This window comes from Gracilimonas sp. BCB1 (genome assembly GCF_040117685.2).
Lineage (GTDB): Bacteria > Bacteroidota > Rhodothermia > Balneolales > Balneolaceae > Gracilimonas.
The window spans coordinates 22861-34754 of sequence record NZ_JBEDYP020000014.1; the positions used below are offsets into that span (position 1 = coordinate 22861).

The 11894-nt window shown below is 44.9% G+C and carries 9 protein-coding genes; 1 reads left to right on the forward strand and 8 read right to left on the reverse strand.

Features of this window, described 5'->3' with window-relative positions:
* Positions 1-3: 3 nt before the first annotated feature.
* Positions 4-3696, forward strand: a complete 3693-nt coding sequence (locus tag ABFW99_RS10860) for a LamG-like jellyroll fold domain-containing protein (RefSeq protein WP_349354045.1) — start codon at positions 4-6, stop codon at positions 3694-3696.
* A gap of 8 nt (positions 3697-3704) precedes the next feature.
* Here the strand turns inward: ABFW99_RS10860 and ABFW99_RS10865 are convergent, their stop codons facing one another.
* From ABFW99_RS10865 to ABFW99_RS10900, 8 genes are all read right to left on the reverse strand, one after another.
* A complete protein-coding gene (locus ABFW99_RS10865) occupies positions 3705-4181 on the reverse strand; it encodes a nuclear transport factor 2 family protein (RefSeq protein ID WP_349354046.1) in 477 nt (158 codons plus the stop codon).
* A gap of 235 nt (positions 4182-4416) precedes the next feature.
* Entirely contained in the window at positions 4417-5745 is a 1329-nt protein-coding gene (gene ftsZ / locus ABFW99_RS10870) for a cell division protein FtsZ (protein WP_255135318.1), read from the reverse strand.
* Between the two features lie 70 nt (positions 5746-5815).
* Positions 5816-7075, reverse strand: coding sequence for a cell division protein FtsA (gene ftsA / locus ABFW99_RS10875; RefSeq protein ID WP_255135317.1), 1260 nt, complete (start codon positions 7073-7075; stop codon positions 5816-5818).
* Positions 7062-7367, reverse strand: coding sequence for a hypothetical protein (locus tag ABFW99_RS10880; protein ID WP_349354047.1), 306 nt, complete (start codon positions 7365-7367; stop codon positions 7062-7064). Before ABFW99_RS10880 ends, ftsA begins: the two co-directional genes overlap by 14 nt.
* Positions 7357-8085 (reverse strand): cell division protein FtsQ/DivIB, encoded by a 729-nt coding sequence (locus ABFW99_RS10885; RefSeq protein ID WP_349354048.1) that lies wholly within the window; start codon positions 8083-8085, stop codon positions 7357-7359. The genes ABFW99_RS10880 and ABFW99_RS10885 overlap by 11 nt, the downstream gene beginning before the upstream one ends.
* On the reverse strand, positions 8086-9459 hold the full coding sequence (gene murC, locus ABFW99_RS10890) for a UDP-N-acetylmuramate--L-alanine ligase (RefSeq protein ID WP_349354231.1): 1374 nt from the start codon (positions 9457-9459) through the stop codon (positions 8086-8088).
* A gap of 64 nt (positions 9460-9523) precedes the next feature.
* On the reverse strand, positions 9524-10633 hold the full coding sequence (gene murG, locus ABFW99_RS10895; protein ID WP_349354049.1) for an undecaprenyldiphospho-muramoylpentapeptide beta-N-acetylglucosaminyltransferase: 1110 nt from the start codon (positions 10631-10633) through the stop codon (positions 9524-9526).
* Positions 10626-11816 (reverse strand): FtsW/RodA/SpoVE family cell cycle protein, encoded by a 1191-nt coding sequence (locus ABFW99_RS10900; RefSeq protein WP_349354050.1) that lies wholly within the window; start codon positions 11814-11816, stop codon positions 10626-10628. Before ABFW99_RS10900 ends, murG begins: the two co-directional genes overlap by 8 nt.
* Between the last annotated feature and the right edge of the window lie 78 nt (positions 11817-11894).

An 11894-nucleotide genomic window follows, 5' to 3' on the forward strand; every position in this document is an offset into this window, starting at 1 on the left:
ATCATGAAGTATCCCCTTATCTATCAAAGAAAATGGACATTCTTAATTACGCTGTTACTTTTTTGGTTGCTATCTTCATCCAATCTTTCCGCTCAAAACGATGAGCCGGAACCGGTGCTACATCTGGCCTTTGAAAACTCTGTAGTTGATTCGACCGGCTTAAACCCATCCATTCAGGTAACGGGCGGTCAGTTTGTAGAAGACCGCAACGGTAATCCCAACAGTGCTTTCTATTTCGATGGGGTTGATGATGCAATTACGATAGCCGATACCGATAATGAGCTGGATGGCATTACCGAACTAAGCTTTATGGGATGGGTGAAGTATGAAGGATTTGACGACGAAAGCTTCTATGCTACTCTACTTGAAAGGTTCGATTCTTATGAAACTGAAGGATATTACTTTGGACTAAACAGGGACGGGAATCTTGAAGTAAGGGGATATACTTCTGAAGCCGGTTTAGAAAGCGGCGAGTGGATCCATATCGCTTTTACTGTGGGTGATGGGGTGATGAAATTCTATGTAAATGGAGAAAAGACAGATCAAAATAACTATGGAGCGGAAGGGTATGTTGCCGAAGATTCAGATATCACCATCGGTCTGAGTGAATTTTCAAACAGTCCATTTCAAGGTTCAATTGATGAAATAAAGGTATATGATTACGCAGTTAATGAAAGTCTTGTAAGAAGCAATGCAGGATTGGAACCAATCCCGGATTATAGCAATAGCAACATTCTGGATATGAGTTTTAATCAAAGCCTGAGTGATTCCAGTATTGCCGGGAATGAAGTAATCGCATCGAGTGGGGCCTATACAGAAGGTAGGTTCGGAAACAATGATTATGCGTATTCTTTTATTGAAGAGGATGCACATTTGAGCCTGGATTATGATAATGATGCGAGTGCGTTTTCAACGATTGATGATTTTACGGTAATGGCATGGATTAAGGTGAAGTCATTCAATACAACGGAGTCCACCATCATTCAAAAACCCACAATCACACAACAAGTTGGTTATCAGACTTGGACGGTAAGCAAGGGGTTTAGGTACTATATTAATTCGAGTGGTTTATTGGAGCTGGATGTTGACGGGGATATTTCCTGGACCCTTGGTTCATCTCGCGTTTTGCCTCAGGAAGAATGGGTTCATATTGCTACAACTTTCGAAGATGGCCAATTCAAGCATTACATAAACGGGGATTTAATACAAAATCGAACCGTTTGGAACAGAGATTCTCAATTTCAAAATTCAGACAAGATATTTATAGGTAATAGTGTAACATTATCGAAGCCTTTTAATGGATATATCGATCAACTAAAAGTGTTCAATTATGTACTGAGTGAAAGCGAGATCAGTCATCAAGTTGATTATGTCCATGTCGACTCAATGCCAGACCCACAGCTGCTTTTGTATCTGCCATTTGATGAGCAATCGGAGAATGATGAAATAGTACCCGGGGATTATGAAGAAAGCGATATTGTCAAGGGTAAGGACCGTTTCCAGGAAGACAACAGAGCCATAGATCTTGAGAACAACTCCTCGAAAGTGGTAATAAGAAATGTACCTGCATCATTTGATTCTTTAAATAGGAATATTTCCCTTTCTGCATGGGTGCGTGTCGAAGACCTTAGGAACAGATCTACAGTTATAAGTAGATCGGATAGTACAAAAGGAGATGGGTTTCGGCTTTCATTGAGAGAAAAGAATTCTTTTGAAGAAGGGGGGCATTCTCTTTCTCTAAGTTTGAACGGGATACAAATAGAACAAAAAGATTTTGCTATTCAAAAGGGGAGCTGGGTTCACGTTGCAGGAACATATGACGGAAAAATAGCGAAATTATACGTCAACGGTAGATTAATAAAAGAAGAATCAGTTAACACCAAGTTGTCTATAAAAGATCCGAATATATACATAGGCCAAAATGTGGAAAGAAATCGTGACGGGGATATTTTTAGAGATACATTTATTGGAAAAATCGATGATGTTCGTCTTCATAATTATGCATTGAGCCCGGATTCAATTGCAGTTTATTATGAGAATAGATTCCAAGGCTTTTCAACGGCACCAAAATCAGTATTATCATTATCTTTTGAAGGTTCGATTACTGATTCAAGCATGGTTAATAATACCATAGAAACTACAGGAACAGCTTTTGTTGAAGATCGGTTTGGTGAAACTGAATCGGCTATTTCATTTGATGGAGAAGATGATGAGATCATTATAAAGGATACAGATAATGCGATGGACTCAATAAGTACAGGACTAACGATTTCAACCTGGGTTAAAATGGAAAGAGAGTATTCGGGAAGTTATCCGGGGGAGACGTTGATCGAAAGGAATGACGGAGATGGGTATAAATATAGTTTGGCTATTAAAGAGGATAATTATGGGCCGGGCAATATGCAGAGCTCAGTTGAGACCATAGTATTTAGAATAGGTAGTGCTGAGTTGACCTTTAGGGATAGTCCTATTCAACCCGGAAAATGGTTTCATGTTGTAGGTACTTTTGACGGGGAGGAAATGAAATTATTCGTGAATGGTCGGGAAGCAAAAATTCGACCTTACGAAACGGTTATAAATTTAAGCGATTCAGATCTGATTGTAGGTAACAGTGCAGATGGAAATCAGCCTTTCATAGGTAATTTAGATGAGGTTCAAATGTATAACTATGCTCTTTCAGATAGCATGGTCGCTGAATTCTATGACGATAGGCCTCAGCCCACAACAGTCAAATCTCCCAAGCAGGCGTTACAGCTATCTTTTGAAAATACGTTAGAGGATTCAAGCCGTTATCAAAATATAGTAACCGCAGAAGGAGGGGCATTCGAAAAAGATAGATTCCATTTCGAGAAATCTGCCTACAGCTTTGATGGAGTAGATGATGTATTAATGGTTACAGATACAAGTGCTGCTATGGATTCCCTTTGGGATGGTTTTACCGTGTCGGGATGGTTCTTTCATTATGTGCATAATGATAACCATGTTGAATTTGATTCCAGTGCGGTCATATATGCTGAATCCGCAGACAAAAACAACCAATTTGGGTTAATGTTTGAAAAGGAGATTGATGAAAGCAACCCAAGAAGTTTATTGTTTAATGTGGGCGCAGATGAAATATCTTATACTGGCTTGGCTACCCGGGGCAATAGGTACTGGTATCACATTGCAGGGACGTACGATGGTAGTGAAATGAAACTATATGTTAACGGAGAAATGGTCGGTACTACAAATGTGACAAACTCTGAGGTGCTTTCCGAATCTATTTCACAAATTTATATTGGCAATAATAATACCGGAAGAGCCCCTTTGAATGGAATATTGGATGAGATCCAAATGTATACTTACCCGCTTTCCGAAGCTGAAATTGCCTCAATGATTGATATAGAGATTACTTTGGTTGGTAACGAACCGGATCCAAAAACAGAAATTCCTTCTGATATTGAACTGTACCAAAACTATCCGAACCCATTCAACCCAACCACCAACATTCAATTTAGTATTCCACAGGCGGGGAATGTTTCCCTTAAAGTATATAACACACTTGGCAGAGAAGTAGCTACATTAAAAAATGAGAAACTAAGTACCGGAACCCACAATGTTACTTTTGATGCCGGCAACCTTTCTTCAGGAGTGTACTTCTACCAGCTGAGATACAAAGGACAAGTGGCAACAGAGAAAATGTTACTGATTAAATGAAACAAGTCTTAATTCCCTGAAGTCTCCGCCATTCGTGTAGCCTGCCACACCACGGCTTTCCATTGGCCGTTGCGCTTCTCAAAGAACCCGCTGTTGAGGTAGTAGCTTGTATCCACACCTGTTGCAGTAGGCGTTTCAGCAATTAGCCGAAAAGTGAGGGCTGCCGTATTTCCAAATAGCTTCACCTGCAGGCTATCATAAGAATAGGAGGGGCGGGTAGATTGAGCAGTATCTGATTCAGCCTCACTCATCCCATCCATAATTACATCTTTTCCGTGACGGGTACCCGCCGAGCCGGTATAAACGAGATCATCTGCCCACAGCCGGTCGTGCATGTCGGGGTCCTCTACATTTGTCAGGAACTCATCCAATAGCTTAGTCAAAGCTGCTTTTTCCTGCTGGGGATTGACCTGCGAGCAGCTGCTCAAAAAAGCAATTAACATAAAGACAAAAAAGCCCGATAAACTGATATGTACTTGTTTCATTATTAAATCTATTAAGTTGGAGACTGAATGATATAATAGCGTTTCAAAATGAGACGTGCAGCTACAGTCTGTTTAATCCAAAAATCTGCGATTAAAAAAAGAAGCCCCGATCAAGAGGCTTCTTCTGTTGTTAGCAATCTATAGCTTGAATGAAGCTATATTCCAGTAAAATTCAGTGGTTCACGAAGATACCATTCCCATGGTATCGGGGGCGAACCTGGTCAATGGCAACTCCTTAGTCCATGATTTTTCGGAGGAACGCCGGCTGGTCGGTGTCATCCTTGCGGATACGTTCCGTGCGACTCTGGAATGGCGCGATGTTATCCTGCGCTTCATTCTTTTGTTCCTCTTCTTCAGGGACCTCAATGCTGTCTTCCTGCTTACGCACGTTTAAATCGCGACGCAGGTAAGACGGAGTGTCTAATTTTTTAAGGTTGTTTTCGCCTTTGTAGTAATCGCCCGTACCACGCTGAAAGCGTTTAGGTACATCGGGCTTTTTACTGTTGGTCTGCATATTAGCCTGTGCATTTTCAGCTGCTTTATTCAGCGAACCTTTATCATTGCTGGCTACTTTAGCTGTAGTTCGGTCTTCGGCAAGATCAAAACCGGTGGCGATAACCGTCACGCGGATGTCATCACCAAAGTTTTCATCCAGCACGGTACCGAGAATGATTTCGGCATTTTCACCGGCCTCATCATGGATGATATTGGTAGCGGTGGTGGTTTCGCGCATTCCAAGGTTGGAGCCGGCCGAAATGTTAACCAGAACGTTGCGTGCTCCGCGGATGCTCACTCCATCCAACAGCGGCGAGTTGATGGCTGCACGGGCGGCTTTCTCAGCACGGTCGGCGCCTTCAGCAGTAGCGGATCCCATAATGGCAGCTCCACCGTCGCTCATGGTTGTTCGCACGTCAGCAAAGTCAAGGTTGATCAGACCCGGCATCAGGATAAGATCACTGATACCACGTGTTGCGTTGTAGAGAACCTCGTTTGCCATTGCGAAAGCATCCATAAGGGATGTGTTTTCATCGGCGATGTCGAGCAATCGCTCGTTCGGGATTACTATTACCGTATCGCAATTTTTCTTTAGTTCGGTGATGCCTTCCAGGGCATATTTTTTCCGAACCTTGCCCTCACATTCAAAAGGGGTGGTTACAATACCGACGGTAAGGATGCCGCGACGTTTGGCGATTCCGGCAACCACGGGAGCTCCCCCGGTTCCGGTACCACCGCCCATTCCGGCTGTCACAAATACCATGTCGGCATTTTCTATAGATTCTTCAATTTCATGGCGGTTTTCTTCCACCGCTTCACGTCCGATTTCGGGACGTGCTCCGGCACCCAGTCCATTGGTAAGTGCTGAACCTACCTGAACCTTGATGTCTGCCATGCTATTCTTCAGAGCCTGTGCATCGGTGTTCAGAGCGATATACTCCACACTTTCAAGGCCCATGTTTATCATATTGTTTATGGCGTTACCGCCACCGCCGCCAACGCCGATCACTTTGATCTTGGCGTTTTCCTGGCTCTGTTCGTCAAAAAAGAAACGTGAATTGTTAGCCATTGTTAACTCCTATTTGAGTTGTTGTATTTTACTGGATTGTTATTGTTGTAGATGATTGCTGATTTTACTTCTAAAGCTCTTTGAACCAACTTTTCATGCGGTCGGTGATTTTTTGCATCACTTGTTCCACGTTGGTTCCTTTTGATGATGATGGCATCATCGTTTGGTTGTTTGCTGTGCCTGATCGAAGAGCATGCATCACCAAACCTACGCCGGTAGCGTAAATCGGGCTGTTCACTTCTTCTTTCAGTCCGCCTGTGATGCCTAATGGAATTCCCACTTTGGCATCCAGTCCTAATATTTCGTTCGCAAGGGGACATACATTCTTCACAAGCGATCCGCCGCCTGTAATCACGACACCGGCACTCATGGAATCAGCATATCCGCTGCGTTTAATTTCAATTCCCACGATTTCCAGGATCTCTTCCATCCGAGCCTGAACAATCTTAGCGAGAATACTTTTGGTAATTTCTTTGGGTGGACGCCCCGCAATGCCGGGTACCGTTATGACTTCGTCCTCTTCGATCAGATCAGCATAACTTTCGCCGTGCTTACGTTTCAGGGTTTCGGCCTGATCGTCAAGCACGCTGAGCCCGAGGCGAATGTCGTCGGTTACTTTTTGCCCGGCTATAGCAATTACTGCCGTATGGCGGATCGTATTATCCTGGAAGATGGCTACGTCAGTCGTTCCACCTCCGATATCCACCAGCACCACACCGGCTTCTTTTTCCTCTTCATCCAACACGGAGTAGGAGGATGCCAGCGGTTCTAAAATGATGTCGGCAACCTGGTATCCGGCGCGTTCAACACAGCGATAGATGTTTTTGGCCGCAGATACCAGTCCGGTTATGATGTGAACTTCGGCTTCCATACGCATGCCGCTCATTCCCACCGGGTCGCTGATTCCATCCTGACCGTCTACCACAAACTCCTGCGGGATCACGTGGAGAATCTGCTGATCAGTCGGAAGCATGATGCGCTGGCAATCTTCAAGAAGCCGCTCTACATCTTTTGCTGTAATTTCATTGTCTTTGTTGTTGATGGTGATCACACCTTTGCTTCGCATACTGCGGATATGGTCGCCGGCAATACCTACATTCACCGAGTTCACCTGGATGCCGGAAGCCAGTTCTGCCTGTGCAATGGCATCCTTGATGGCATTTACGGTTTTATCGATGTTTACCACCACACCACGGTTCAGCCCATCGCTTTGAGCTTTGCCCACCCCGAGGATATGAATCCGTTCCTGTTCATCGATTGATGCTACGATTGCGCAAATTTTGGTAGTCCCGATATCGAGACCTACCATGATGTTTTCATGTTCTTCCATGACGATCCGCTGTGTTTTTGTTGATTGCTAAGTTTCTTCTTTTGGTTGATGGCGAAGCCAAATCCGAATAAAAGTCCGAGATAGAATCTTTCTTCAGTAATCCTTTGTCCGGTTCCGTTAGCAGTGTATTCAAAAGACTTCCTGCCTGCTTTACCCCTTCCGCCCGCTCTGCTTGTTCCGTTCGTCCACCTCGTTCTGTACGCTCTGCGCCGGAACGATTAGACGATTCTTCTTTTAGCATAGAATATCCATGAACATCGGCGAACGATATGTGATTGAAATCAAATTTCATGGGTCACCACCTGATTTGTAAACCGGAGGTCAACTTGTCGCATCGCTTGTATGCCCTTAGTTCGGATCACTTCCGTATAAAAAGCTTTCCAGTTCTCCAGTTTGGTTTGAAAGTCATTTCGGCCGAATAGCAGCTTCACTCCATTTTCATGGCTTAAGGCTACCACGCCGTCGGTTTCATCATATACCACCTCGCTGATAGTGGTCCATCCAAAGCCATCGATTTTGGCTCGCATCAAAAAGTCTCGTACCTGCGCAAAGTCTTCTGTCTTGATTGTATCATCAGATGTCGCACTGTATCCATACAAAAGCGGAACATCCTGCGTTTTTCCATCCAATATGGGCAAGCGGACGCCTTCGGCATCCACATACATACGATCCGGCCCATTCACCAACAGCGCAATAGGCTGACGTTCGGCTACTGTAAGCCGTAAATCTCCGCTGGGTTCGATATAAGGTTTCACTGAGCGAACGTAGTCGAGTTTTTCCACACGTTGAACAACTTCATTCAGGTCCAAACTGTCCGGCTTAATTCCCAAAGGGATATCTGCTGCTTGCTTTAATTGCTCATAATCAGTGTAATACAGACTATTTACCTGTACATCCTGAACCGTTACATTCCGGTTCCAGTAGAGTGCAGCAAGCACAGCAATTCCGGTTACCATCAAAACGGTGGTAATCCACGGAAGTAAGCTTTTATTTGAACCTTGGTTGCTCAACTATTTGGCTTTTGGTTTGAATTTTCCGGATTTCAATGCTTCCACGAACTCTTCCCCAAAGCGGTAAATATCTCCGGCACCCATGGTGATAATAATGTCACCGGGTTCTGCAATTTCTTTCAGTGTTTTGGTGACATTCTCTTTGTCTTCCACATACATCACATTCTTATGCCCATACTGCTCGGCGGTATCGGCAATCAGTTTCCCGGTTACACCTTCAATCGGTTGCTCACGGGAGGGATATACATCGGTCACAATCAACATTTCCGCATCAAAGAACGAAAGACCGAATTCCTTATATAATTCCTGAGTACGGGAGTACAAGTGCGGCTGAAAAACAGCAACCACACGGCGATCAGGCCAACCTTTATTGGCCGCCTGCAAGGTTGCATGCACTTCGGTGGGGTGATGAGCATAATCATCAATCACCATACAGCCGTTGTCATATTTCAGCTGGAAGCGACGGAATACTCCTTCGTATCGCTCCAGACCCTTTTTGATCAGTTTAAAATCTATATCCAGTTCCAGCCCGGTTGCTATAGCTGCAAGCGCATTTTTTACGTTATGCTCGCCCGGTGCTTTCAATGTGACAACTCCGATTTTCTCATCTTCCCATACCACAGAAAAAGTGCTGGTAAAGGCATCAGAACGGATATCGGTCGCCCGAAGCTGAGCCTGAGGTGTTAGTCCATAAGTGATAACCCGTTTCTCTAATTCCGGTAGAATGCTTCGTACATTCGGATCATCGAGGCAGACAATCACAGCTCCGTAAAAAGGCACTTTGTTAGCATAATCAATAAATGCCTGCTTCACATCTTCCAGGTCATCATAGATGTCGAGATGCTCGGCTTCAATATTCGTAATGATGGCCAAAGAAGGAGAGAGGCGAAGAAAAGTCCGGTCAAATTCATCAGCCTCTACTACAATCAAATCTCCTTTACCAACCACGGCGTTGGTTTTGTCGAAACTGTGAACCTTACCGCCTACAATGATGGTGGGATCATAATTTCCATCCTGAGTTACATGGCCGACCATAGTAGTGGTTGTAGTCTTGCCATGAGTTCCGGCTACACCAATCCCGAACTTCATTTTCATGAGTTCAGCCAGCATCTCCGCCCGTTTAATGGTCGGAATACGCTCTTCAATTGCCGCTTTGGTTTCTACATTCTCATCAGCTTTAACAGCACTGGTGTAAACAACCACATCAGCACCTTCAATGTACTCCGCCTTATGGCCTTTGTGAACCGTAGCGCCGAGTTCCTGCAGCCGCTTGGTGGTTTCGGTGACTGCACCGTCTGAGCCGGATACCTTATATCCGCGCTGCAACAATATTTCGGCCATCCCGCTCATACCAATGCCACCTATACCCACCATGTGGATATGTTTAGTGCGGCCAAATACGGGTTGTGTTTCGATGCGTTTTTCCACTACTGCGTTCTTATAACTTGGATTTTGCGATTTCTAAAATTTCTTTGGCAATCAGCTTGGCGGCATCGGGTTTTGCTAAATTTAATGCAGCCTGATTCATGCGCTTCAGGTTTTCCTGGTCGTAGATCAATTGCTCCACCAGTTCAGTCATGGTCTCTTTCATAGCATTATCCTCCAACAGTTTGGATGCACCTGCATCTACCATTGATTTAGCGTTTTGTGTCTGGTGATCTCCTGCAACATTAGGAGAGGGGACCAATACACTTGGTTTTCCCGTTAGCATCAATTCCGAGCACGAACTTGCCCCGGCGCGGCTTATTACCAAATCTGAGGCCGCATACGCTTCCGCCATGTTGTCGAGGAAGGCCGTGAGCCGCAGATTGTCTAAGTTCTTTTCGTTGATTTCGGTAGAGAGCTCATCATAGTATCGTGCTCCGCATTGCCAGATTATTTGTAAGCCAGCTTTATTGTGAAGTTGTTCAATATTGGCTTTCATCGCCTCATTGATGGTTTTAGCTCCACCGCTACCACCCATTACCAATAGCACCGGTTTGTTGTCATCAAACCCGAAAGACTGTAGTGCTTTGGATTTATCAGCCCCGGTTAATGTGGCTCGGGTTGGGTTTCCGGTAATCTCCGTTTTATGCTCCGGGAGATACCGATCGGCCTCTTTGAAGGCTGTAAATATCTTTGTGGCAAACTTTGCCAATAGCCGGTTTGTGACTCCAGGAAAGCTGTTCTGCTCCTGTATCACAATGGGAATACCTTTCTTACCGGCTACCCATCCAACAGGACCTGCTACATATCCTCCGCAGGAAACAACCACATGTGGTTTATAACCTGATAAAATGCGCAGGCTTTGAATAACACTTGTCATCAGTTTCACCGGGAACAGTAAATTCTTCAGGGTGAACCGACGATGAAATCCGCTGATCCATACATTCCGGATATCATAGCCTGCTTTTGGAACCGCCTGCCATTCCATATGGTCTTTGGTTCCAACGAATAGGATTTCCGTTTCAGCCCTCTCATTTTTCAAAGCATCTGCGATGGCGATGGCGGGGTAAACATGTCCGCCCGTTCCGCCGGCTGCTAATAATATGCGTGGGTTTTTATCCATAGAACAAGGTCCTCCGGTCCCGGTTATGTTTCGAGATGTTGAGGAGGATGCCGACCATTAGTCCGGCAAAAAGCATGCTGGTTCCGCCATAACTCACAAAGGGCATGGGGAGTCCCGTTACCGGAAGAATGCCACTGGCAACCCCGGCGTTCACAAATCCATAAAAAACGATGGTTAATGTACAGGCCACAGCCAGGAGTGATCCCAGGTGGTCTTCCGCATTCCGGGCGATAAATACAATGCCTCGGAAGAGTATCAGTGTGAAAATGAATATGAGGGACATGGCTCCAATCAGCCCATATTCTTCAGCGATGATGGCAAAGATAAAGTCGTTGTAAGGAGCAGGAAGGAAGTCACGTTGTGAGCTTTTCCCAATCCCAACACCCATCAATTCCCCTTTGGCGATAGCTATATGAGCCTGTTGAGCCTGGTATCCGCTGCCCTGAATGATGTGTTCGCTCGGGATTTCTTTAATCTGATTTAAATACTGTTCAATTCGATCCTGACGATTTGTGGATTGCCCCAGCAACAAGGCTCCGCCCAAAATGCCAACAGCAACCAGGGAGCCAAGCTGTATTATGCTGACTCTTCCCACAAACATGATTACGAGACAAATTCCCATCAAGATAGCCGCACTACTGAAATCCTCAATTCCTATAAGCCCGCATGTTAAGGTGACCCAGAACATGATGGGGAGGAAGGTCTTTTTGAAATCTTTGATGTATTCCTGCTTTTCACTAAGTAATACACAAACGTGGACCATTAAAGCCACCGTAGCAACCATGGATGGCTGAAAAGAAAACCCGCCTACATTCAGCCAGCGCTTAGCTCCAAACTGCTCGGTTCCGAATGCCAGTACAGCTAATAAAAGGAGCAAGCTGATAACCATACCAACCCGGCTGAACTTGGCAATGGTGTGATAATTCATCTTTGAGGCAATCAGCATTACAAAGAATGCGATTCCCAGCTTCACCAGGTGACCAACAATCAAGGTTCCGGCCGTGGTAGATTTGGTTTCTGCAAAAAATGCGATAGACGAATACACCGCCAGCATCCCGAAGGTCATGAGGATCACAACCGACATCAATAAGTACCGATCGCTGCCTTGCTTGCGCGTATCGATATCCTCGGCAGAAGTACCGATGATGTTGGAAATATTGCTATGTGGACTCGTGTATATCATGTTTTATTTAAAGTGACAAAGTGTTGGAGTGACAGAGTTACAAAGTGGTTTTTTGACTAATACCACTTTGTAACTCTG